This window comes from Pseudomonas onubensis, from assembly GCF_965653655.1.
Taxonomy (GTDB): domain Bacteria; phylum Pseudomonadota; class Gammaproteobacteria; order Pseudomonadales; family Pseudomonadaceae; genus Aquipseudomonas.
Genome location: NZ_CBFHAZ010000003.1, coordinates 61,129 through 83,626, shown reverse-complemented (window position 1 = coordinate 83,626; position 22,498 = coordinate 61,129). Strand labels below are relative to the sequence as shown.

Here is a 22,498-nt window from a genome sequence, read left to right as displayed (position 1 = left end):
AGCAAGCTTGCTCGCCACAGCAAGCCCGCTCCCACAGTTGTTTTGTGGCGTTACATAGATCGTATCAGCGCAGGTTCAGCGCGAACCCCACCCGCGTCAACCATTCCGCTTCCTGGGCAAAATCCGCCTGGGTCAACTGGTTTTCATCCAGCCAGCCTTTGGGGAACACCACATCCAGGCTGTCGCCGTGGGCGCGCAGGGTGACTTGCGGCATTTCCTGCGTGCCACGGATGTGGTGGAACAGGATCGCAAAGCGCAGCAGCACGCACAGTCGGATCAGCTTGATGCCTTCGTCGCCGAATTCGGCAAACTTGTCCTTGGGAATGTTGCGGCGATGGCCACGCACCAGCAGGGCCAGCATCTGTTGGTCTTCGCGGGAGAAACCGGCGAGGTCCGAGTGCTCGATCAGGTAGGCGCCGTGCTTGTGGTAATGGTAGTGGGCGATGTCCAGGCCCACTTCATGCACCTTGGCCGCCCAGCCCAGCAGCTCGCGCCAGACGCCGTCTTCCAGGTCCCAGTCCTCGGCCACCTGGTCAAAGGCGTGCAGGGCTTTGCGTTCCACACGGGCCGCTTGTTCCAGGTCGACGTGATAACGCTCCATCAACGAGGTGAGGGTGCGCTCACGCACGTCTTCGTGGTGATGGCGGCCCAGCAGGTCATACAGCACGCCTTCGCGCAGGGCGCCATCACAGTGGTCCATGCGTTGCAGCTCGAGGGCGTCGAAGATCGCTTCGAGAATCGCAAGGCCGGCCGGGAAGATGGTGCGACGGTCGGGCTTGATGCCGTCAAAGTCGATTTTCTCGGCATCGCCCAGCTTGAACAGTTTGCGCTTGAGCCACGCCAGGCCTTCGGCGTTGACCTCGCCGGTGCCATGGCCGCCGGCTTTGAGGGCCAGGCCGATGGCGCGGATGGTGCCGGAGGAGCCGATGGCTTCATCCCAGGTCAGGCGGTGCAGCGCGTGCTCGATGCTCATGATCTCCAGCCGCGCCGCCGTATAGGCCTGGGCGTAGCGGGCCGGGGTGATCTTGCCGTCCTTGAAGTAGCGCTGGGTAAAGCTCACGCAGCCCATTTGCAGGCTCTCGCGCAGCAAGGGCTCGAATCGTTGCCCGATGATGAACTCGGTACTGCCGCCGCCGATATCCGCCACCAGGCGCTTGCCGGGCGTGTCGGCCAGGGTGTGGGACACGCCGAGGTAGATCAGGCGCGCTTCTTCGCGGCCGGAGATCACTTCTACCGGGTGCCCGAGGATTTCCTCGGCGCGGCGAATGAATTCGACTCGGTTGCGCGCCTCACGCAGGGCGTTGGTGCCGACAATTCGCACAGCGCCCAATGGCATGCCGTTGATCAGTTGGGCAAACCGCTTGAGGCAGTCGAGGCCACGCTGCATGGATTCTTCATTGAGCTGGCGCTGGTCGTCGATGCCGGCAGCCAGTTGAACTTTCTCGCCGAGCCGCTCAAGGATGCGGATTTCGCCGTTCTGGGCCTTGGCCACGACCATGTGAAAGCTGTTGGAGCCCAGGTCGATGGCGGCGATCAGGGACAGATTCTTGGCTTGGGATTGCGGCATGGTTTGGGGGTCTCGGTCGATAACCCGACCATCGTGCCACGATCGACCGCTGCCGCCAACGCGTTGTGCTTCGGGAATCTTCCTGTCGGTGCAGGAGACAATGCCTATTGGAGATGTAGGGCGATTCTCCGTTGCCCTGACGAATAAACTTTAGGCTAAGTAAGAGATATTAGATTTATGCTTATAGAAAACCTCTCGGGACTTTTCTTACAGGGGGGGCGTACTTGTTCTGTTCGGTTTCATAGTTATGACTACTGATGCAGTAGTAAACGGTGGTGATGTTTTTATTACATTCTGACAATACTTGGCGTGCCCTCCTATTCTTTTTCAGGTCACTAACAAGCGAGACTGCCCGCCGGCAATGATGCCGTGGCGTTATTTGTTTATGGCCTTTTATGTCAGGGAATGTCGTATTTTAGAAACGGAGCTTTTCAGCCTTTAATAAGTAACGCCTGTTAATTTCTAATGACGGGTAAAATATGAAAAAAGTATTTGGTTTGGCCGTGGGGATTGCGTGCCTGGTTGCCAGTGCAGGCGCCAATGCAACAACCAACCCCACCGGCAACCTGATCGTCAGGGGCACCATCACCCCGGCGGCTTGCAATATCAGCGTGAGCGCTGGCGGGGTTATTGACTATGGCACGATCCGCGCGGCTGAATTGTCCCAGACGAACTTCAACCCACGTGAGGAACGCTCCACTGCGCTGGTCGTCAATTGCGGTCAAACGCCTGCCAGGTTTGGCCTGACGGTGACTGACTTGCGGGCCGCCAGTAAAGTCGCTGGCATATTGGGCGCAGGCTATACCGAGGCCCAGAACTATGGCTTGGGTGCGCCTGGCGGCAGGCGCACCGGCGGCTATTCGGTAACGCTCAGGAACCTGACGTCCAGCGGTGTGGCGCTTTCGCCGATCGTACGTTCGAGCACCTCGGCCGCCTGGCAAGCCAGCGATGGCAAGGTGACACAAGCACCCAGCCAGCACTCCTGGCGTAACGGCGCAACCTATGCGCCAGCGGCGATCTCCCAGCTCTCCGGTGTTATTGCCGTCAAAGCTGTGATCAATCGCGCGAGTGACCTGAACCTCACCGGTAATGTGGAACTGGATGGTCACGCGACGCTGGTTTTGAATTACATCTAAGCGTTTGAACAACAGTCGATAGCGAGGCAGAGGCAGTAGGGGGTCTCTTATTAGTTATCGGCTGTTTTCATATGGCTGTGCAATGACAAGTGTTCATTTGTTTGTAAAAGTTCCAGGGAGAACTCGGTGAGCGGTCTTTCAAGAATAATTGTTTTAATATCGGGGTGTATGGCTTTGCTGCTGTATGGCGTAGCCCATGCAGACGGTATGTTGCCTGAAACAACGGTTGTCATTCTTTATGAAGAGAACGGCGAAGCCACGATCAATATAAAAAACACTGATCCAACCCCCGCATTACTGCATTCCGTCATAGAAAACGTGCCCGAGGATCTTGAAACCCTGTTGATTGTCACCCCGCCCATTGCTCGCGTGGAGCCAGGGGAAACGCAACTGGTGCGGTTTATCAGCACGTTGAAGACGCCGCTCAAGGCTCAGCGCTTGAAGCGCGTGTCCTTCGAGGGGATTCCCCAGGCGCGTGAGCCTGGTGGTGCGACCATTGGTATCACCCTGCGTCAAAACTTGCCGCTGATCCTTCATCCGGCAGGTTTGCCTCGGCACGACGCGCCTTGGGAGCTGCTCAAGTGGAAGCGCCAGGGTGATCGCTTGAGCGTGCATAACGACAGTGCTTATGTGGTGCGCATGGGGTTGGAGGTGCAGCTTAATCCGCTGAAACAAACTGGCTTGCTGCCACGCACTTATATCCTGCCCGGTGAGGTATTGACGCTCAAGACCGAAGGGCCGGCGGGAGCGGTGTCCTCGGTGGTGTTGCAGCCGGCCACGACCTTTGGGTTTGCTGTCGATGACTACCAGGCAGATGTTCTGGTTCATGAGAGTTAAGCGTTCGATGGTTGGCCTGACGGCCCGTCGCCCTGGGCTTTTCATGGGGCTGGCAGCCTTGTGGGGTGCACCCGGTTTTGCTTTGGCCGTCGAGTTGGGAGAGGGCTTTGATCTGGCTGTCCTGGCCAGTTATGGCATCGACCCCAAGGTTTCCGATTACTTTCGCAGTGCGGCGCGGTTTCGTGAGGGCATGCAAGTAGTGGGGCTACGGGTCAACGGGAATTCCCTGGGGTTGGCCGAGGCTCGTTTCGATTATCAGGGGCAGTTGTGTTTTACCCCGGGTTTGCTGGAGAAGGCGGGCCTTAAAGTGCCCTCGGCGATCCTGCAGTCGGGCATCTCGGCCGATCAGGCCTGTCACGATTTCATCGGTGAGTTCCCCGCAACCATTGTCAGGTTGCAACCGGGCAGCGAAGAAGTGGTGCTGGTTGTGCCGACCCAGTCCCTACGTGAGCCAGAATGGGAAGTGGGGAGTTTTTCCGAGGGCGGTGCGGCGGCGCTGTTCAACTACGATGTGCTCGGGTTTCAGACCCAGTCGCGCAGTGGCCCCGGTCGTTTCGTTTCGGCTTATACCGAGGCGGGATTCAACCTGGGTAATTGGGTGGTCCGCAGCCGGCAGTTCTACATTTTTGATAACGGCAAAAGTAGCAGCGAGCATGTGCAAGCCTACGCCCAGCGGGATATCGCGGCGTTGCAGTCGACTTTCCAGGTAGGCCAGATCTCTACCCGAAGCCCGGTATTCGGCGGGATTCAGCTATCGGGGTTGCAGCTGTTTCCTGATGGTGTCTCCCGCGCCGGCGCCAGTAATGGCGTGGTGGTGGAAGGGTTGGCCCACAGCCAGGCGCGTGTCGAGGTGCGCCAGTCCGGTGCGCTGATCCATACCACGCTGGTGCCTGAAGGGCCGTTCAACCTGACAGGCTTGCCTTTGCTCAATGGCACCAGCGATCTGGAGGTCAGCGTTATCGGCACTCGGGGCGGCACACGCAGTTTCGTGGTGCCGGCGGCTTCCTTTGGTGCGGCTATTGCCGTAACCCCAGGCTTTGACTTCGCCCTCGGCAAGGTACGTGAACAACTGAGCGGGGGCCGCGAGGCGCCGACTGTCGTCATGGGCAGCGGCACCTGGGGGCTTGGCCGGCAGTCATCCCTGGGGTTCGGTTTATTGAGTACCGATGAGTACCAGTCGGCCGGCGGCACAATGAGCAGTGTGTTTTTCCAGCGGGTGACCGTCAGTGCCCGGCAAAACATCTCGCGCGATGGTGAAGCGGGTGTGAACGGCAGCCGCAGTGCAGTATCCCTGAGCAGCCCGTTGGTGGCGGGTGCTGAGATGAGCCTCAGTGCGACGACCCAAAGCCAAGGCTACCGCGATGTCCTCGAAGCAGGCCGGCGCTTGAAAAGAGACGATCTGCAAACGCGCTTCCAGAGTCAATACACGGCGGGGCTCAATTGGGCTGAGCCGACCCTGGGCGCGTTTTCGCTCAGCTACACGCGCAGTACGCAGTTTGACGGCCAGCTTGCCGAACATGTATTTGCCTCGTGGAGCAAGGGTTTCAGACAGGTGGATGTGGCGTTGATTGCCGACTCGCAGGTGGGCGTCTCGCGGCGGCGCAAGGTCGCAAGCCGTGAACGTGGCATGCGTGATGAGGTATCGCCGGAAGGGCTGTCCTTGCGCCTGCAGGTCACGGTGCCCTTGGGTGATGATCGCCGCCTGACGTCCTATGCCAGTCGCCGTAATGGCCGCGCCGATATGGGCACGGTGTTGTCCGAGCGGGTCAATGAATATGTGAACTACGAAGTGGGGGTTGAGCGGGATCTGCAGGAGCGTCAGCAAGCGGTTCGCGCGAATGTGGACGTGCTGCCGCGCTACACCCGTGTGGGCCTGGGCATGAACCGCACGCCCACGAGCACCAGCTACAGCGGGCAACTGCAGGGGGCCGTGGTGGCTCACGAGCGCGGCCTGACCTTTTCCCCCTACGCCGTGCAGGACACCTTTGGTGTGCTTTCGGTGGGCGAAGTGTCAGCGGCCAAGGTTTCGACCCCACAAGGCCCGGTGTGGACTGACTACCGTGGGCATGCAGTGATTCCCGGCTTGCCGGCCTATACCACCAGCCACCTGGAGGTGCAGACCCAGTCCTTGCCCAAGCGGGTCGATCTCAAGAACGGCACCAAAATTCTCGCCGTCGGGCGCGGCTCATTCAATACCGTGGATTTCCAGGTGGTGAATGTTCGCCGGGTATTGCTTGAGGTGCGCGATGAGCAAGGCACCCCTCTGCCCCAGGGCTCTGCGGTGTTCGGCCCGGATAACACCTACCTGACCAATGTGGTGGGCGAGGGCCTGATCTTTTTGAACAACATGGATGACGGGCAAATCCTCAGCGTTTCGCCGCCGGGTTCTACCCGCCCATGCCTGCTGCATCTGAACCTTGAGTTGCAATCCCCAGAGGACAAGCTCTATGAAACGGCTTCGGCGGTCTGTCGTGCCCAATAAAACCGTGCAAGACCCCATCCGTCGACTGTGCCTGGGCGTTAGCTTGTTGTTGTTCATGCTTGCGATAGCGGCCCCGGATGCTTCGGCGAATGACTGCCGCCTTTCCCTCAGCCAGCCAAGGGTCGATTACGGCGTGCTTAGACGCACCGAACTGCGGGACGATGGGATCAGAAGCCAGCCCATCATGTTGGGCAAGCGAACCCTGCAATTGAGCGTCGTGTGTGCCCAGCCTGGTGCTGTTGCCTTGCGCTTTACGGGTGTTCCGGCAGGGGCGCAAGGCTATCGATTCGGCCGCCAGGGCAGCTTCACCCTGGCCCTCAGGCATGCCCAGGTCGATGGTCGCGCCGTCGAACTCAACTCGGCGCAATCAACAGACATGTCTACGTCGGGGCTTTTATTGCCCGGCCACGTATTGATTGCCAAAGCCAGTGGTCTGCCGCTGACCGGCACACGCTTTTCAGCGCTGGTGGAGATCGACACTTACCTGCCACCCGACGCCTTTTCAGTGCGCCAAGAGACCGTCTTTGAAGGTCAGGGGCACTTTGAGTGGTTGCCCGGCGGCTAATCGATCAACCCGGTTGCTCCACCGAGCCAATGAAGTTGGCGAACTCAGGCGTCCTTGGGTTGGCGAACAAGGTCTTGGGGTCGCCCACTTCATGCACCTTGCCCTGGTGCATGAACACCAGCTTGTCCCCGACTTCCCGGGCAAAACGCATTTCGTGGGTCACCATGATCAGGGTCATGCCGTCCTTGGCCAGTTGGCGCACCACGCTGAGCACTTCATTGACCAGCTCCGGGTCCAGTGCCGAGGTGATTTCATCGCACAGCAGTACCTTGGGCGACATGGCCAGCGCACGTGCAATGGCCACCCGTTGTTGCTGGCCGCCGGACAGGCGATCAGGGAAGGCGTCGAACTTTTCCCCCAGCCCGACCCGTTCCAGCATCTGCCGGGCAAGCTGGGCGGCTTTGGCCTTGGGCACTTTCTGCACCACTTGTGGTGCGAGCATGACGTTCTCGCCCACGGTCAGGTGTGGGAACAGGTTGAACTGCTGGAACACCATGCCAACTTTCTGCCGCAGGCTGCGCAGGTCGGCGCGGGCGGCGTCGAGGTATTCACCATCGACTTCAATCACGCCGTCGTTGATCGATTCCAGACCATTGAGGGTCCGCAGCAAAGTGGACTTGCCCGAGCCGCTGCGGCCGATGATCGCCACCACCTGACCTTCTTCAACGGTCAGGTCGATGCCTTTGAGTACATGGTGATCGCCGTAATACTTATGCAGGGCGGAAATTCTAAGCAGAGGCATGCAGTCTCCTTTCCAGGTAGCGCGCACTGAGGGACAAGGGGTAGCAGAGCAGGAAGTAACCGAGCGCCACCAGGCCGTAGACCATAAAGGGCTCGAAGGTAGCGTTGGCGAGCATGCCGCCGGTTTTGGTCAGTTCGGTAAAGCCGATAATCGAGGTCACGGCGGTGCCTTTGACCACCTGCACCGAGAAGCCCACGGTGGGCGCCACGGCAATGCGCAGGGCTTGCGGCAGGATCACGTAGCGCAGTTGTTCAAGCGGGTTAAGCGCCAGGCTGGCCGAGGCTTCCCATTGCCCGTGGGCAATCGATTCGATGCAGCCGCGCCAGATCTCGGCCAGGTAAGCACTGGTAAACAGGGTCAAGGCAATCGCCGCCGCCAGCCAGGGCGAGATATCCACCCCCAGCAGCGCGATGCCGAAAAACACCAGGAACAACTGCATCAACAGCGGCGTGCCCTGGAACAACTCGATGTAGGTGCGCGCGACATTGCGCGGGAAAGCTTTGCGGCTGATGCGCATCGTCATCACCAGCAAACCGATAACGCCGCCGCCGACAAACGCCACCAGCGACAGCAGCAAGGTCCATTGCAGGCCGGTGGCGAGGTTGCGCACGACGTCCCAGAAAGAGAAATCACTCATCGGCTGTTCCTCATCACGAACCTGCGGCCAATCCAGTTGAGCAACTGGCGAATCATCAAGGCCATGCACAGGTACACCAGGGTGGTCAGTGCGTAGGTTTCAAACGCGCGGAAGTTGCGCGACTGGATAAAGTTGGCGGCAAAGCTCAGCTCTTCGGTGGCGATCTGCGAGCATACTGCCGAGCCGAGCATCACGATGATGATCTGGCTGCTCAGGGCCGGCCACACCTTGCCCAGAGCCGGCAGCAGCACCACATGGCGGAACGCCTCGAAGCGCGTCATCGCCAATGCTGCTGCGGCCTCCAGTTGGCCACTTGGGACCGCCTGGATGCCTGCGCGGATGATCTCGGTGGAGTACGCCCCCAGGTTGATCACCATCGCCAGTACGGCGGCTTGCCACTCGGTGATTTTCAGCCCCAGGGATGGCAGGCCGAAGAAGATGAAGAACAACTGCACCAGAAACGGCGTGTTGCGGATCAACTCGACATACACCCCGAAGATCCAGGAAAACGGCTGGATCTTCCAGGCCCGCACCACGGCGCCAACGGTGCCCAGGGCCACCCCGAGGATCGCGCCGATAGCCGTCAGCTCAAGGGTGAACAGCGCACCGCGCAACAGCAGGTCGGTATTGGCCAGCACCGGCACAAAGTCAAATTGATACGCCATGAATCAGCTCCGCCTCACAGATCGGCAGGCAGCGGCTCTTTAAGCCACTGCATCGCATTCTTTTCCAGGCTGCCATCGGCCTTGGCCGCGACCAGGATCTGGTTGACCTTCTCCAGCAGGGCCGGCTCGTTTTTGTTCACGCCCACGTACACCGGCGAATCCTTGAGTTTTACCTTCAGCTCCAGCCCGCGTTTATTGCTGCGTTCGCTGATGGCCACCATCACCACGTTGCCGCTGGCGATCAGGTCGACCTGGCCGGCCAGGTAGGCGGCGATGGTTGAGTTGTTGTCTTCGAAGCGTTTGATCGTGGCTTCCTTGGGGGCGACGGCGGTCAGCTCGATATCTTCAATGGCGCCGCGGGTCACGCTGATGGTCTTGCCCTTGAGGTCATCGGTGGTGTGGATGGCCGCATCAGGTGGGCCGAACACGGCCAGGTAGAACGGTGCGTAGGCCTTGGAGAAGTCGATGACCTTTTCGCGCTCGGCGTTCTTGCCCAGGCTGGAAATCACCAGGTCGACCTTGCCGGTAGTAAGGAACGGGATACGGTTGGTGCTGTTGACCGGGGTCAGTTCCAGCTTGACCTTGAGCTGGTCGGCCAGCAGCTTGGCGGTGTCGATGTCCAGGCCACGGGGTTTCATGTCCGGGCCAACCGAGCCGAACGGCGGGAAGTCCTGGGGCACGGCAACCTTGAGGGTGCCACGGGCGACGATATCGTCCAGACCGTTGGCATGGGCGGGTGCCTGGCTCAGCATCAGGCTGGCAAACAGGGCAGTAAGCAGGGCGCTGTAGCGCTTGGTCATGGCAACTCTCCGGGGAAGGGCGCGGGAATATTCTGTTTCGAGCCATTGCACGGCCCATGCCAGCACGGCACCAATGGCCTGGAACGCCGGGATTTGTTGAGTCCAGGTGGTCTTACTGGTCTGAACAGTGCGCAGGGTTTTCGCACCTTTTTCGAGCGCCGCCAAAACCCCGCGAGCCCCTTTGGGGCGTGGCTTGCCGCCGGCTTCGAATAGCTTTACAACTAGCCGCTCCGTTGACTGCAACCTTGAGTTTTTTATGAATTCCATCGCCCAAGCCGTACCGGAAGCGGCCCTGCAGGCCATCCGCAAACTGATCAAGGAACAGGGCTTTGCAGCGGGTGACGCGTTGCCGTCCCAGCGCGACCTGGCGGTGCAGTTGGGCGTGAGCCGGGCATCGTTGCGCGAGGCGTTGTCGTCGCTAACTGCCTTGGGCGTAGTGAGCGTGCAGCCGGGTAAAGGTGTGTTTGTGCAAGAGGTACAAGAGGCGCCGGGGTTTGCCTGGCCCTTCGCTGCGCAGGCCACGCCTCTGGACATCTTCCAGTTGCGCTACGCCCTGGAAGGGTTCGCCGCGGGGTTAGCGGCGGTGACGTTGAGCCTCGATGAGCTGGACAGCCTGCAAGACAATGTCGAGGCGATGCGCAAAATGCTCAAGGCCGGCGACTTCGAAGCCGCTGCCCGCTTGGACTTCGAGTTCCATCAACGGATCCTGTTGGCCAGCGGTAACCAGGCGATGGTGAGCATCCTGAGTGCCAGTGCCGAGGTGTTCCTGGAGAGCCAGAAGCTACCGTTCATCCGACCGGAACGGGCCATGGAGACCTGGCAAGAGCACCGCAGGATCCTGCGTGCCCTGGCCCGGCGCGCCAGTGCGGCGGCGCAGAAAACCATGCAGGAACACGTGCGCAATGCCGCGTTGCGCACCGGCATCGCCTTCGTGACTCCCGTGACGCCGTGAGTGGGCTATACCCAAACTCATGCAGCGCCATAGCAAGACTCAATCAGAGGCGGCTTCCTGAACGGGGGAAGGGCGGCTATGATGGGCCACGTTTTTTTTGCTTACAATCCGGAGACATCCATGAGCAACGATCTTATCAAGCACGTCACCGACGCGACCTTTGAGGCCGAAGTACTCAAGGCTCAAGGCCCGGTACTGGTTGACTACTGGGCTGAATGGTGTGGCCCTTGCAAAATGATCGCCCCTGTTCTGGACGACATTGCGACCACTTACGAAGGCAAGCTGACCATTGCCAAGCTGAACATCGACGACAACCAGGAAACCCCGGCCAAGCACGGCGTGCGTGGTATCCCGACCCTGATGCTGTTCAAGAACGGCAACGTCGAAGCCACTAAAGTGGGCGCGCTGTCGAAGTCCCAGCTGCAAGCTTTCCTCGACGCGAACATCTAAGCGTCGTCAAAAAAGCCCCGCAAAATAGCGGGGCTTTTTCGTAAAACAGGGCTAGACGCTCCGAAATTCAGGTGGTACATTCGGCCCCGCACTGGTTTCTCCACTGCCCCCTGCAAGCCGTCGCCGACGCATTCCTTTTCGATTAGTACGCGATCCTGTCGCCTTCTCTGCGGCGCGGCCTCATTAAGCCAAAAGCTTAATTTCCCCCCTCCATAAATGATTACGTCATTCCTATATGAATCTGACTGAACTCAAGCAAAAGCCGATTACCGACCTGCTCCAATTGGCCGAAGAAATGGGCATAGAAAATATGGCCCGTTCGCGCAAGCAGGACGTGATTTTCTCCCTGCTCAAAAAGCACGCGAAAAGCGGCGAGGAAATCTCCGGTGATGGCGTGCTGGAGATTCTCCAGGACGGCTTCGGCTTCCTCCGCTCTGCAGACGCTTCCTATCTTGCCGGCCCAGACGATATCTACGTCTCGCCGAGCCAGATCCGTCGCTTCAACTTGCGCACCGGTGACACCATCGTCGGCAAGATCCGTCCTCCGAAGGAAGGCGAGCGTTATTTCGCCCTGCTCAAGGTCGACACGATCAACTTCGATCGTCCCGAGAACGCGAAGAACAAGATTCTCTTCGAGAACCTGACGCCGCTGTTCCCGACCGTGCGCATGAAGATGGAAGCCGGTAACGGTTCCACCGAAGACTTGACCGGTCGTGTCATCGACCTGTGCGCCCCGATCGGTAAAGGCCAGCGCGGCCTGATCGTTGCACCGCCGAAAGCCGGTAAGACCATCATGCTGCAGAACATTGCAGCGAACATCGCGCGTAACAACCCGGAAGTTCACCTGATCGTATTGCTGATCGATGAGCGCCCGGAAGAAGTGACCGAAATGCAGCGCACCGTGCGCGGCGAAGTGGTTGCCTCGACGTTCGATGAGCCGCCAACCCGCCACGTGCAGGTTGCCGAAATGGTGATCGAGAAGGCCAAGCGCCTGGTCGAACACAAGAAGGACGTGGTGATCCTGCTCGACTCCATCACCCGTCTGGCGCGTGCCTACAACACCGTGATCCCAAGCTCCGGCAAGGTACTCACCGGTGGTGTCGATGCCCACGCCCTGGAGAAACCAAAGCGTTTCTTCGGTGCTGCGCGCAACATCGAAGAAGGCGGCTCGCTGACCATTATCGCCACCGCGCTGGTTGAAACCGGCTCGAAGATGGACGAAGTGATCTACGAAGAGTTCAAGGGTACCGGCAACATGGAACTGCCCCTGGACCGTCGTATCGCTGAAAAGCGTGTGTTCCCAGCGATCAACATCAACCGCTCCGGCACCCGCCGTGAAGAGTTGCTGACCGCCGACGACGAACTGCAGCGCATGTGGATCCTGCGCAAGCTGCTGCACCCGATGGACGAAGTAGCCGCCATCGAGTTCCTGATCGACAAGCTGAAAACCACCAAGACCAACGACGAGTTCTTCCTGTCGATGAAGCGTAAGTAATACGACGTTTCAGGTCCAAAAAATGGCGCCCCTCGGGGCGCCATTTTTTTTGCATCGGAAAAGAGAGATTTGTGCGGTAATAGTGTCAGTTAAGAAACAAAAAGGCTGAGCGTGGCTACGCTCATCTCCATTCGAATCAGGCTGATCTACGATTTATGACCGCTCTTGCTTACCGAAGAGACATTGATGGCCTGCGCGCCATTGCTGTCCTCGCTGTCGTGCTGTTCCATTTTGGTGTTCCTGGTATTACTGGCGGTTTTGTCGGCGTTGATGTGTTCTTCGTGATTTCAGGCTTCCTGATTACCTCGATCATCTGGCGCGAACGTGAAGCCGGGCGTTTCAGCTTTGTCGATTTCTGGGCGCGACGAGCCCGGCGTATCCTGCCTGCGTTACTTGTGATGATGTTCACCTCATTGGTGGCCGGTTGGTTCCTGATGGCGCCCAAAGATTACTCAGAGCTTGGGCGCTCGATACACAACCAGGTTATTTTCATCTCCAATCTGTTCTTCATGCGTCAGGACGGCTACTTCGACACGGCCTCCGATATGAAGCCGATGTTGCACACCTGGTCGCTGTCGGTTGAAGAGCAGTTCTACATCGCCTTCCCACTCTTGCTGGCGCTGTTGTCGAGCCGGCTGAAGCAATGGCGCGGCGCCTTGTTGGTGTTGCTGCTGGTGTCGTTTGCGGCGAGCGTGTGGGCCGTGGCCCATGAGCCGGATAAAGCCTTCTTCCTGCTGCCCATGCGTGCCTGGGAATTGTTGGCCGGGTCCATGCTGGCTGTGATGCCGGCGCGGGCTGGGCGGGCAAGTCCCCTGTTGGCGCAAGCTGTCAGTCTGTTCAGCCTGGGCCTGATTCTGGTAGCTGTGTTTGGTTACGACGCCAGCACCGCGTTCCCTGGCGCTGCGGCTTTGTTGCCGGTATTGGGTGTGGTGGGGCTGATTTGGGCTAACGGCCAACACACCACCTGGGTAGGGCGCTTGCTGGGCAGTCGCGTGCTGGTCGGCATCGGGCTGATTTCCTATTCGTGGTACCTGTGGCACTGGCCGGTGCTGGTGTTCGGCAAATACGCGAGTATTTTTGGCCTGTCGTCCTGGGCGCTGGCGGGTCTGTTCGTCTTGAGCCTGGTACTGGGTTACGCGTCCTGGCGGTTCGTCGAGGGACCGTTTCGCGAGCGGCGCCTGCTGGCCGGTCGCCGGTCGATCCTGATCGCAGGCGTTATCGGCCTGGCTGGCCTGGGCCTGATCGGCAAAGGCCTGGTGTGGTCGGATGGGTTTGCATCGCGGCTGTCGCCCCAGGCGTTGCAGTTCGCCCAGGCGCATACCTGGAGCCCTACGCTCATGAGCTGCCTGTCGGATGACAAGAAAGACCCGAACCGCAAACTCTGCCACTTCGGCCCGCAAGCGAGTGCTGCCCGCGCATTGGTCTGGGGCGACAGCCATGCCTCGGCACTCATTCCAGCGTTGAATGACGGCTCACGCAAGTATGACTTCGGCATCACCCAGGCCGGTTACGCCGGTTGCCTGCCGTTCAACCGCAAAGAAAACACCCCAGGCTGCCGGGCGTTCAACGAACGTGTCACCCAATTGTTGAGCAAGGAACCGTTCAGTGATGTGGTGCTGGTAGCCCGCTGGAGCCTGTACGTTTATGGCCAACGCTCCGGCGACACCGGCGCTTCCCTTCATGATCCGCAGACTGGCAAGTACGACCGCGCCGTCGCTGAACGACTGTTTGCCGAGGGTGTGACTGCGCTGGTGCAGCAACTGCGCGCCAGCGGGCACAGGGTGTGGCTGGTCAAGGAAGTGCCGCTGCAGGCATTCAACGTGCCTTACCGGCTCAGCCGCTTGGCGATGCTGGGGCGCCCGACCGACCGCGAAGGCTTGCCCCTGGCCGAGCACATCGAGCGCCAGGCCTATATCAGCAGCGTTTTTGAGCGCATCGCCGCGGCCGACCCCGGTGTGCAGCTCATGGACCCTGCGCCCAAGCTGTGCGAGACCAACGGCTGGTGCCGGGTCGAACGCGACGGCCAATCGCTGTATACCGATGACAACCATCTCTCGGCCGTAGGCACGCGTTATGTGGAAGGGTTCCTTGAGCCCTTCTTCCACGCCATGCGTAATGCGGCCGTTGAGTCGAGTGTGAGTCGCAATGACGTGCAATAAGCTGCCAGCGCTCGTAAGAGCAGGTAGGATGTACGCCTATTTTACGGGTGGCATGGTTAATGAAATTCAAGGATCTTCGGGATTTCGTGCAGCAACTTGAGCAGCGCGGAGAGTTGAAACGTATCCAGGTGCCGATTTCCCCGGTGCTGGAAATGACTGAGATTTGCGACCGCACCTTGCGCAACAAGGGCCCGGCGCTGCTGTTCGAAAACCCGACCGGCTTTGATATCCCGGTGCTCGGCAACCTGTTCGGCACGCCCGACCGCGTTGCGTTCGGTATGGGCGCCGAGTCGGTCAGCGAGCTGCGCGAGATCGGAAAGCTGCTGGCGTTCCTCAAGGAACCCGAGCCGCCCAAGGGCTTGAAGGACGCCTGGTCGAAGCTGCCGATCTTTCGCAAGATCATTGCCATGGCGCCCAAAGTGGTCAAGGACGCGGTGTGCCAGGAAGTGATCATCGAAGGCGACGACGTCGACCTGGGCATGCTACCGGTGCAGACCTGCTGGCCGGGCGACGTCGGCCCGCTGATCACTTGGGGGCTGACCGTCACCAAAGGCCCGAACAAGGATCGCCAGAACCTGGGGATCTACCGTCAGCAAGTGATCGGCCGCAACAAGGTGATCATGCGTTGGCTGAGCCACCGTGGCGGCGCGCTGGACTTCCGTGAGTGGTGCGAAAAGCACCCTGGCAAGCCGTTCCCGGTGTCCGTGGCCCTGGGCGCCGACCCGGCGACCATCCTCGGCGCCGTGACGCCGGTACCCGACAGCCTGTCCGAATATGCCTTCGCCGGCCTGCTGCGCGGCAACCGCACCGAGCTGGTGAAGTGCCGTGGCAACGACCTGCAAGTGCCGGCCACCGCTGAAATCATCCTCGAAGGCGTGATTCATCCGGGCGAAATGGCCGATGAAGGCCCTTACGGCGACCACACTGGCTACTACAACGAAGTCGACAGCTTCCCGGTGTTCACCGTCGAGCGCATCACCCACCGGATCAAACCGATTTACCACAGCACCTACACCGGCCGTCCGCCGGATGAGCCGGCCATTCTCGGTGTGGCGCTCAACGAAGTGTTCGTGCCGATCCTGCAAAAGCAGTTCCCGGAAATTACCGACTTCTACCTGCCGCCCGAGGGCTGCTCGTACCGCATGGCCATCGTGACCATGAAGAAGTCGTACCCGGGCCACGCCAAGCGGGTAATGCTCGGTGTGTGGTCGTTTTTGCGACAGTTCATGTACACCAAGTTCGTTATCGTCACCGACGACGACATCAATGCCCGGGACTGGAACGACGTGATCTGGGCGATCACCACGCGCATGGACCCCAAGCGCGATACGGTGATGATCGACAACACGCCCATCGACTACCTCGACTTTGCTTCGCCAGTATCCGGCCTGGGCTCGAAGATGGGCCTGGATGCCACCCACAAATGGCCGGGTGAGACCACTCGCGAGTGGGGCCGGGTGATCGTCAAGGATGAAGCCGTCACCGCACGTGTTGATGCGATCTGGAAAGAATTGGGAATAGATTGATGCGTGTAACCCTGCAACCTTCCGGCGCCGTATTGGAGCTGGTCCCTGGCGAGCGAATCCTCGAAGGCGCGCGCCGCCTGGGCTACGAGTGCCCACAGGCGTGTCGCAATGGCGTGTGCCATGTGTGCGCCGCGCTGCTGGTGGAAGGCCGGGTGCAGCAAGCCGGTGAGGTGCGTGACCATGGTGAGTTCTACACTTGCATCGCCGAACCGCTGGAAGATTGCATTGTGTTGTGGGATGGCGTGCTGGCGCCGGGAGAGTTGCCGTTGCGCAAGTTGTCGTGCCAATTAAGTGAATGCGTGGAGGTCGGTGGCGATGTATGGCGCGTGCGCCTGCGCGCGCCGGCCGGCAAGGCGGTGCGTTACCACGCCGGGCAATACCTGATGATCGAGCGCGACAACGGCGATAAATCGGCGTTTTCCCTGGCCTCGGCGCCCCATGCCGGGCGTGAGCTGGAACTGCATGTGCTGGTGCGCGAGGACAGTGCGCGCACTCTGATCGAGCAGTTGCAACGTAACCAGATGGCCCGTATTGAACTGCCGTTTGGTGATACGCACTTGGCTGAACTGCCGGACGGGCCGCTGGTGCTGATCGCCGCCGGCACCGGCATGGCGCAGATGCACAGCCTGATCGAGCATTGCCGTGCTTCAGGCTTCAAGCACCCGGTTCACCTGTATTGGGGCGTGCGCCGCCCGGAAGACTTCTACGAAATCGAACACTGGGACCAATGGCAGCAACTGCCCAACCTGTTCCTGCACAAAGTGGTCAGCGACCTGTGCGGTTGGGAAGGGCGCTGCGGGCTGCTGCATGAGGCCGTGTGTGAAGACATCAGCGACCTCAAGGCCGTGCATGTCTACGCCAGTGGTTCGCCGGCGATGATCTACGGCACTTTGGATGCTTTGGTGGACGCCGGGATGGATGCGCACCAGATGCGCGCCGATGTGTTTGCCTATGCGCCACGGCCTTGAAGCCGACCCAATAAACAGCTGTTGTACGCCGACCAAACTGTGGGAGCGGGCTTGCTCGCGAAAGCCTCGTGTCAGTTTATACATCCGTGACTGACTCTCCGCCTTCGCGAGCAAGCCCGCTCCCACATTGTTTTGTATGTGTTCAAAAACGCACGCCTGCCGTCAGCATCGCCGCGTTGAAGCCCAGCAACACCAACTCGCTGGCCACCGGGCCAAAGTGAACGCCCACGGATGGAATGATCGCCGGTGCCACGCCATAACGGTTGAGCGGGATCTTGTCGCGGTACTTACCGCGATAGCCCTGCAGCGCGCCTGCGGTCACCTTCATATAAAACGGTGAGTCGCCAATGTCGTAGCGCTTGCCGGCGTAGATGTAGTACGAGCGCTGGCTGAACGAATTGCGAAATGTCGCCCCGCCATACACCAATCCCGACGCTTCATTGCGCTCCAGGTTGATCAAATCCTGATTGTTATTGTGCTTTGGGTCCGGCGAAAAATGCCGGGTGTAGACGCTCGTCTGGGCGTACCAGAAGCCCTTGTCGTCTTTGGCGGCGGCCTCGGAGGCCAGGGCAGTGGCGGCTTGGGCCATAAGCAGCGCGCCGGAAAAAAGGTGTTTCATGGTCCGACCTCGATAGTCGTTTTGAAGGGGCGGCTAATAAGGGTCGCTAAACGTCGACAGTTTGGCGGCAAATGTCCTGCGGGGCCTGAACCTGCGCTGAAGGTTTGCTCGCCTATGCTTATGCAATTACGGTATTACTGATGTAGGAAAAAACTTATTAAGCTATAAGCAACGGACTACCGACTATTTGCCAATAACCAATAACTGACCGCCACCGCCCACCAGCCGGATCGATCGTTCGAACTCAGAGCAGTGAAGTTCTGAGTGTTGATTCTTAGGGGTGCGGTATGGGGAGCTACAAGCAACACGCGCTGTACACGGCGATTTTGTCGGCCAATTTGCTGACCGCTGTGGGCTTCAATCCAGTGCTGGCGGCAGACACGGCCGCCGCCGATGCACCAAAACTCGACACTGTTATCGTCACGGGTACTCGCGCCCAAGAGCGCACCGCCAGTGCTTCGTTGTCGCCCATCGATGTCATATCCGGTGACACATTACGCAGCACCGGTTCCGATGAGCTGGGCGCGGTATTGGCGCGCCTGATTCCCTCTATCAACTTCCCGCGTCCAAGCCTGGTGGACGGTGCCGAACTGGTACGCCCGGCGCAGTTGCGCGGTTTATCGCCGGATCAAGTGCTGGTGCTGGTCAACGGCAAACGCCGCCACACCAGTGCCTTCGTCAACCTGGGCGGAGCTGTGGGGCGCGGTTCGGCGCCCGCGGATTTGAATGCGATCCCGCTGTCGGCGGTCGACCACATCGAAGTGCTGCGCGATGGCGCGTCGGCGCGCTATGGCTCGGATGCGATTGCCGGGGTGATCAACGTGATCCTCAAGCACGACGACCACGGCGGCTCTGTCTCGACCAAGTTTGGCGAGTACAAGAAGGGTGATGGCATCCAGCGCAACGTCAGCGGCAACACCGGGTTTGCCTTGGGTGACAATGGCTTTATCAACGTTTCGGGCGAAGGCGCCGACAACGACTACACCAACCGCGCTGGCGACGACTTCCGTCCGGGCAGCGTGGGTTCCACCACCTATGGCCAGCGCGTGTTCCGTCAGGGCGAGCCGGCCACCAATGAAGGCAAATTCCAGTTCAACTCCGAATATTCCTTCAACGATGCAGCTGAGTTCTACACCTTCGGCGGCTACAGCAAGCGCCGTGGCGAAACGGCGGCGTTCTATCGGGCGAGCAACGCATCCAACAACATCCCGGCGCTCAACCCCAATGGCTACCTGCCGCTGATCAAGGGCAACCTGGAAGACACGTCTCTGGTGGTCGGCCTGCGCGGCTTGCTGGCCTACGATTGGCACTACGACCTGTCGGCCAACTACGGCAAGAACCAGTACGAACTGGGCACCGAAACCATCAACACCTCACTCGGCCTGGCCACGCCACGCAAATTTAACAACGGCACCTTGAGCAATAACCAGCGCCAGGTCAGCCTGGACCTGTCCCGTGAGTTCGACGTGGGTTTTTTACCGTACCCGGTGTCGGTGGCCTTTGGCGGCGAATACCTGCGCCAGGGTTATCAAATTGAGGCGGGTGAACCGGCGTCCTACTACCAGACCGGCAGTTCGGGCCTGGGTGGCTTCCGCGATGCCGACGCCGGCAGTACCTCGCGGCACAACTGGGCCCAGTACCTGGACCTGGAAACCAACTTCACCGAGAAACTCAGCGCCTCGGCCGCCGTGCGTCATGAGGACTACAGCGACTTCGGCTCCAATGTCAGCGGCTCGCTGTCGGCACGTTATGACTTCACCCCGCAAGTGGCCTTGCGTGGCAGCATTTCCAATGGTTTCCGCGCGCCGTCCCTGGCCCAGCAGAACTTTGCCTACACCTCGTCTCAGCTGATCGGCAACACCATCCAGGAAGCCGGCACCTTCCCGGCCAACAGCCAGGTTGCCCGCCTGTTGGGCGCCGAAGACCTCAAAGCCGAGAAGTCGCGCAACTACAGCCTCGGCCTGGTGCTGGAGCCTGCCGATGACCTGACCGTGACGCTCGATGTGTACCGCATCGACATCCGCGACCGCATCAGCCTGTCGTCCAACCTCAATCTCAACCCGGCCACCATTGCCTATCTGCAAGCCAATGGTGTCGGCAATATCAACTACACCAGCGCCCGTTACTTTACCAACGCCACCGACACCAGCACCGACGGTGTCGACCTGGTGGCCAACTATCGCTACCCGTTCGATAACGGCATCCGCTGGAACAGCACCGTGGGCTACAACTACAATCACACCAACGTTACCGACGTGAAGCCCAACCCGGCGATTCTGGACAGCCTGGGCGCCAACCTGGTGCGGGTAGACCGTCGTGAGCGCATCGGTTTGCTTGGCGATACCACGCCGCAGCACAAGCTCAGCCTGGGCAACGACTTCACTTACGGCAATTGGGCGCTGCACAGCAACCTGGTGCGCTATGGTGAATTCACCAGTTACCAGGCCGACAAGGTCAACGACCAGACCTTCAAGGCCGCCTGGGTGCTCGATCTGTCGGCAGACTACAAGCTCAAGAACTGGACCTTCACCCTGGGCGGCGACAACATTACCGATAAGTACCCGGAGAAGGTCAATGCCTACGCCAGCAGCGGCGGCAACCTCGCCTATAGCACTTTTTCGCCGTACGGTTACAGCGGCGCGTTTTATTACGGTAAAGTTGCTTACAACTGGTAACACGCAGGAGACCTAAGCGATCCGCCATGACCGTTATTGAAACCGATCTGTTGCAATTGGCTTACCCTCCGCGGCTCGATCTGGGGCCGCAACTGACTCACGAGCAATTAATGAGTTCGATGCAGGCCACCATGGCCAGGCATAAGGGCGGGCCGGTCTGGCTATTCGCTTATGGTTCGCTGATCTGGCGTCCCGAATGCTCGTCGACCCAGCGCATGCGCGCTCGGGTTCATGGTTATCACCGGGGCTTGTACCTGTGGTCACACGAGCATCGAGGCACGCCGGAGTCGCCGGGGTTGGTGTTCGGCCTGGATCGCGGCGGTTCTTGCAGTGGGTTTGCCTACCGCTTGCCGGAAGACCAGCTTGAGGCTTCTCTGTATGCCTTGTGGCAGCGCGAGATGCCGTACCCGTCATACCGGCCGCACTGGCTCAGCTGCCGCCTGGAAGATGGCAGTCAGGTGCAGGCGCTGGGGTTTGTGTTGGAGCGGCACTTGCCCAGCTATGCTGGCAACCTGCCCGATATCGTGCTGAACCACGTGTTGGAAAGCGCTTGCGGGCGTTACGGCACCACTCGCGATTATGTCGAGCAGACCGTGAACGCCCTGCGTAGCCACGCCATGCCAGATAAAAACCTGGAGGCGCGGCTCAAGCGTTGTGCCAAAGACTGCGGCGCGAATTAACGCGCCGAGCTGACGCTGTTGGTGTGCCACAGTGTTGGGATCAGGAAAGCAATCGCCAGCAGGCACGCGCCCACCAGCAACACAAAACCACCGTCCCAGCCGAAATGGTCCACGGTGTAGCCCATGGCTGCACTGGCTGCCACCGAACCACCCAAATAACCAAACAAGCCCGTGAAACCAGCAGCGGTGCCCGCCGCTTTTTTCGGCGCCAGTTCCAGCGCCTGCAGGCCGATCAGCATCACCGGGCCGTAGATCAGGAAGCCGATGGAGAACAGCGCAATCATGTCGACCATTGGGTTGCCTGGCGGGTTGAGCCAGTAAACCAGGGTCGCCACGGTGACCAACGCCATGAACACGATGCCGGTCAGGCCACGGTTACCACGGAAGATCTTGTCCGACATCCAGCCGCACAGCAGCGTGCCTGGAATGCCCGCCCACTCGTAGAAGAAGTACGCCCACGAGGTTTTATCCACGTCGAAGTGCTTGGCTTCCTTGAGGTAAGTCGGTGCCCAGTCCAGCACGCCATAACGCAGCAGGTAGACGAACACGTTGGCGAAGGCGATGTACCACAACATTTTGTTGCGCAGCACGTACTTGACGAAGATTTCCTTGGCGCTGAACTCGTCTTCGTGGCTGGCGTTATAGCCTTCCGGGTAGTCGTTCTTGTACTGCTCGATGGGCGGCAGGCCAACCGATTGCGGGGTGTCGCGCATGGTGATGAAGGCAAATGCCGCCACCGCCAATGCCACGGTCGCCGGCACATAGAACGCTGCGTGCCAGTCGTTGAACCAGGCCATGCCCAGCAGGAACAGCGGGCCGATCAGGCCGCCACCGACGTTATGCGCCACGTTCCACACCGACACCACGCCGCCGCGTTCTTTCTGCGACCACCAGTGCACCATGGTGCGTCCACTTGGCGGCCAGCCCATGCCCTGGGCCCAGCCGTTGATGAACAGCAAAATGAACATCATGGTGACGCTGGACGTTGCCCAAGGTGCGAAACCGAAAATGAACATCACCCCGGCCGATATCAGCAGGCCAAAAGGCAGGAAGTAGCGCGGGTTGGAGCGGTCGGACACCAGCCCCATCAGGAACTTGGACAAGCCATAGGCAATCGCGATGGCCGACATGGCCAGGCCCAGCTCGCCACGGGTGTAACCCTCGTCGATCAGGTACGGCATGGCCAGCGAGAAGTTTTTGCGCAGCAGGTAGTAGCCCGCGTAACCAAAGAAAATACCGGCGAAGATCTGCCAGCGCAGCCGTCGATAAGTACTGTCTATTTTTTCTTCAGGCAGGGGCGCCTGGTGTGCGGCAGGACGAAAGAAAGCAAACATTCAAGAGCTCCAAATTTCTTGTTTTGACTGCGGATGCGAATGTTACAGTTTCGTTACCGAAAATAGCATCGCCTCTTATCTGCAAACACAGGAAATTGGAGTGATTGCATGTTCTCTTACGAACATGTCGCGAATAGATAAGTGTGGGTCGTGATTGGATTCTTTGAGACGCTGGAGATCAAAAATGTGGGAGCGGGCTTGCTCGCGAA

At 59.7% G+C, this 22,498-nt stretch carries 19 protein-coding genes; 12 read left to right on the top strand and 7 right to left on the bottom strand.

The genetic code is table 11. The features are described 5' to 3' along the window. Positions 1-64 precede the first annotated feature (64 nt). The gene (gene ppx, locus ACTD9P_RS02120) at positions 65-1,567 is read right to left on the bottom strand and encodes an exopolyphosphatase (RefSeq protein WP_017135243.1); all 1,503 of its coding nucleotides are present in this window, start codon (positions 1,565-1,567) and stop codon (positions 65-67) included. Between the two features lie 479 nt (positions 1,568-2,046). Between ppx and ACTD9P_RS02115 the strand changes: the two genes are divergently transcribed. From ACTD9P_RS02115 to ACTD9P_RS02100, 4 genes are all read left to right on the top strand, one after another. Continuing rightward, the gene (locus tag ACTD9P_RS02115) at positions 2,047-2,703 is read left to right on the top strand and encodes a DUF1120 domain-containing protein (protein WP_438866485.1); all 657 of its coding nucleotides are present in this window, start codon (positions 2,047-2,049) and stop codon (positions 2,701-2,703) included. Between the two features lie 147 nt (positions 2,704-2,850). Further along, a complete protein-coding gene (locus ACTD9P_RS02110; protein WP_438866537.1) occupies positions 2,851-3,540 on the top strand; it encodes a fimbria/pilus chaperone family protein in 690 nt (229 codons plus the stop codon). Next, a complete protein-coding gene (locus ACTD9P_RS02105) occupies positions 3,530-6,022 on the top strand; it encodes a fimbria/pilus outer membrane usher protein (protein WP_438866484.1) in 2,493 nt (830 codons plus the stop codon). Before ACTD9P_RS02110 ends, ACTD9P_RS02105 begins: the two co-directional genes overlap by 11 nt. Then, a complete protein-coding gene (locus ACTD9P_RS02100; protein WP_438866483.1) occupies positions 6,012-6,587 on the top strand; it encodes a DUF1120 domain-containing protein in 576 nt (191 codons plus the stop codon). Before ACTD9P_RS02105 ends, ACTD9P_RS02100 begins: the two co-directional genes overlap by 11 nt. Positions 6,588-6,591: 4 nt before the next feature. Here the strand turns inward: ACTD9P_RS02100 and ACTD9P_RS02095 are convergent, their stop codons facing one another. From ACTD9P_RS02095 to ACTD9P_RS02080, 4 genes are read right to left on the bottom strand one after another with little or no spacing between them, the layout of a single operon-like run. After that, positions 6,592-7,329, bottom strand: a complete 738-nt coding sequence (locus tag ACTD9P_RS02095) for an amino acid ABC transporter ATP-binding protein (protein ID WP_438866482.1) — start codon at positions 7,327-7,329, stop codon at positions 6,592-6,594. Further along, positions 7,316-7,966 (bottom strand): amino acid ABC transporter permease, encoded by a 651-nt coding sequence (locus tag ACTD9P_RS02090; protein ID WP_438866481.1) that lies wholly within the window; start codon positions 7,964-7,966, stop codon positions 7,316-7,318. Before ACTD9P_RS02090 ends, ACTD9P_RS02095 begins: the two co-directional genes overlap by 14 nt. Then, entirely contained in the window at positions 7,963-8,631 is a 669-nt protein-coding gene (locus tag ACTD9P_RS02085) for an amino acid ABC transporter permease (protein ID WP_200433083.1), read from the bottom strand. Before ACTD9P_RS02085 ends, ACTD9P_RS02090 begins: the two co-directional genes overlap by 4 nt. A 14-nt stretch (positions 8,632-8,645) precedes the next feature. Continuing rightward, positions 8,646-9,431, bottom strand: a complete 786-nt coding sequence (locus ACTD9P_RS02080) for a transporter substrate-binding domain-containing protein (protein ID WP_138813368.1) — start codon at positions 9,429-9,431, stop codon at positions 8,646-8,648. A 256-nt stretch (positions 9,432-9,687) separates the two neighbouring features. Here ACTD9P_RS02080 and ACTD9P_RS02075 point away from each other — a divergent pair, with 256 nt between their 5' ends. The 6 genes from ACTD9P_RS02075 (at position 9,688) to ACTD9P_RS02050 (ending at position 16,981) form a co-directional block, all read left to right on the top strand. Next, on the top strand, positions 9,688-10,383 hold the full coding sequence (locus ACTD9P_RS02075) for a FadR/GntR family transcriptional regulator (RefSeq protein ID WP_438866480.1): 696 nt from the start codon (positions 9,688-9,690) through the stop codon (positions 10,381-10,383). Positions 10,384-10,503: 120 nt separating this feature from the next. Beyond that, the gene (gene trxA, locus ACTD9P_RS02070) at positions 10,504-10,833 is read left to right on the top strand and encodes a thioredoxin TrxA (RefSeq protein WP_003213989.1); all 330 of its coding nucleotides are present in this window, start codon (positions 10,504-10,506) and stop codon (positions 10,831-10,833) included. Positions 10,834-11,068: 235 nt separating this feature from the next. Further along, the gene (gene rho, locus ACTD9P_RS02065; protein WP_003176825.1) at positions 11,069-12,328 is read left to right on the top strand and encodes a transcription termination factor Rho; all 1,260 of its coding nucleotides are present in this window, start codon (positions 11,069-11,071) and stop codon (positions 12,326-12,328) included. Positions 12,329-12,483: 155 nt separating this feature from the next. Further along, the gene (locus tag ACTD9P_RS02060) at positions 12,484-14,487 is read left to right on the top strand and encodes an acyltransferase family protein (RefSeq protein WP_438866479.1); all 2,004 of its coding nucleotides are present in this window, start codon (positions 12,484-12,486) and stop codon (positions 14,485-14,487) included. 59 nt (positions 14,488-14,546) lie between these two features. Then, positions 14,547-16,013 carry a 4-hydroxy-3-polyprenylbenzoate decarboxylase gene (gene ubiD / locus ACTD9P_RS02055; RefSeq protein WP_438866478.1) on the top strand — a complete coding sequence of 489 codons (1,467 nt, stop codon included), beginning with the start codon at positions 14,547-14,549 and terminating at the stop codon, positions 16,011-16,013. Beyond that, entirely contained in the window at positions 16,013-16,981 is a 969-nt protein-coding gene (locus tag ACTD9P_RS02050; protein WP_438866477.1) for a CDP-6-deoxy-delta-3,4-glucoseen reductase, read from the top strand. Before ubiD ends, ACTD9P_RS02050 begins: the two co-directional genes overlap by 1 nt. A gap of 142 nt (positions 16,982-17,123) precedes the next feature. Here the strand turns inward: ACTD9P_RS02050 and ACTD9P_RS02045 are convergent, their stop codons facing one another. Then, complete coding sequence (locus ACTD9P_RS02045) at positions 17,124-17,600, bottom strand: sn-glycerol-3-phosphate transporter (RefSeq protein WP_438866476.1); 477 nt, start codon at positions 17,598-17,600, stop codon at positions 17,124-17,126. A 287-nt stretch (positions 17,601-17,887) separates the two neighbouring features. Here ACTD9P_RS02045 and ACTD9P_RS02040 point away from each other — a divergent pair, with 287 nt between their 5' ends. Together ACTD9P_RS02040 and ACTD9P_RS02035 are read left to right on the top strand one after the other, a co-directional pair. Beyond that, a complete protein-coding gene (locus ACTD9P_RS02040; RefSeq protein ID WP_438866475.1) occupies positions 17,888-20,275 on the top strand; it encodes a TonB-dependent receptor plug domain-containing protein in 2,388 nt (795 codons plus the stop codon). A gap of 26 nt (positions 20,276-20,301) precedes the next feature. Continuing rightward, a complete protein-coding gene (locus ACTD9P_RS02035) occupies positions 20,302-20,955 on the top strand; it encodes a gamma-glutamylcyclotransferase (protein ID WP_056860762.1) in 654 nt (217 codons plus the stop codon). Here the strand turns inward: ACTD9P_RS02035 and glpT are convergent. After that, positions 20,952-22,289: a glycerol-3-phosphate transporter gene (gene glpT, locus ACTD9P_RS02030; RefSeq protein ID WP_053258586.1), complete on the bottom strand. Its 1,338-nt coding sequence runs from the start codon at positions 22,287-22,289 to the stop codon at positions 20,952-20,954. The genes ACTD9P_RS02035 and glpT overlap by 4 nt on opposite strands. Positions 22,290-22,498: the final 209 nt, after the last annotated feature.

Coding starts and splice junctions, on each gene's coding strand:
- ACTD9P_RS02060 (WP_438866479.1), top strand. CDS start 12,484: ATGACCGCTCTTGCTTACCGAAGAGACATTGATGGCCTGCGCGCCATT.
- ppx (WP_017135243.1), bottom strand. CDS start 1,567: ATGCCGCAATCCCAAGCCAAGAATCTGTCCCTGATCGCCGCCATCGAC.
- ACTD9P_RS02105 (WP_438866484.1), top strand. CDS start 3,530: ATGAGAGTTAAGCGTTCGATGGTTGGCCTGACGGCCCGTCGCCCTGGG.
- ACTD9P_RS02045 (WP_438866476.1), bottom strand. CDS start 17,600: ATGAAACACCTTTTTTCCGGCGCGCTGCTTATGGCCCAAGCCGCCACT.
- ubiD (WP_438866478.1), top strand. CDS start 14,547: ATGAAATTCAAGGATCTTCGGGATTTCGTGCAGCAACTTGAGCAGCGC.
- ACTD9P_RS02090 (WP_438866481.1), bottom strand. CDS start 7,966: ATGAGTGATTTCTCTTTCTGGGACGTCGTGCGCAACCTCGCCACCGGC.
- ACTD9P_RS02080 (WP_138813368.1), bottom strand. CDS start 9,431: ATGACCAAGCGCTACAGCGCCCTGCTTACTGCCCTGTTTGCCAGCCTG.
- ACTD9P_RS02115 (WP_438866485.1), top strand. CDS start 2,047: ATGAAAAAAGTATTTGGTTTGGCCGTGGGGATTGCGTGCCTGGTTGCC.
- ACTD9P_RS02075 (WP_438866480.1), top strand. CDS start 9,688: ATGAATTCCATCGCCCAAGCCGTACCGGAAGCGGCCCTGCAGGCCATC.
- trxA (WP_003213989.1), top strand. CDS start 10,504: ATGAGCAACGATCTTATCAAGCACGTCACCGACGCGACCTTTGAGGCC.
- ACTD9P_RS02050 (WP_438866477.1), top strand. CDS start 16,013: ATGCGTGTAACCCTGCAACCTTCCGGCGCCGTATTGGAGCTGGTCCCT.
- glpT (WP_053258586.1), bottom strand. CDS start 22,289: ATGTTTGCTTTCTTTCGTCCTGCCGCACACCAGGCGCCCCTGCCTGAA.
- rho (WP_003176825.1), top strand. CDS start 11,069: ATGAATCTGACTGAACTCAAGCAAAAGCCGATTACCGACCTGCTCCAA.
- ACTD9P_RS02085 (WP_200433083.1), bottom strand. CDS start 8,631: ATGGCGTATCAATTTGACTTTGTGCCGGTGCTGGCCAATACCGACCTG.
- ACTD9P_RS02095 (WP_438866482.1), bottom strand. CDS start 7,329: ATGCCTCTGCTTAGAATTTCCGCCCTGCATAAGTATTACGGCGATCAC.
- ACTD9P_RS02040 (WP_438866475.1), top strand. CDS start 17,888: ATGGGGAGCTACAAGCAACACGCGCTGTACACGGCGATTTTGTCGGCC.
- ACTD9P_RS02035 (WP_056860762.1), top strand. CDS start 20,302: ATGACCGTTATTGAAACCGATCTGTTGCAATTGGCTTACCCTCCGCGG.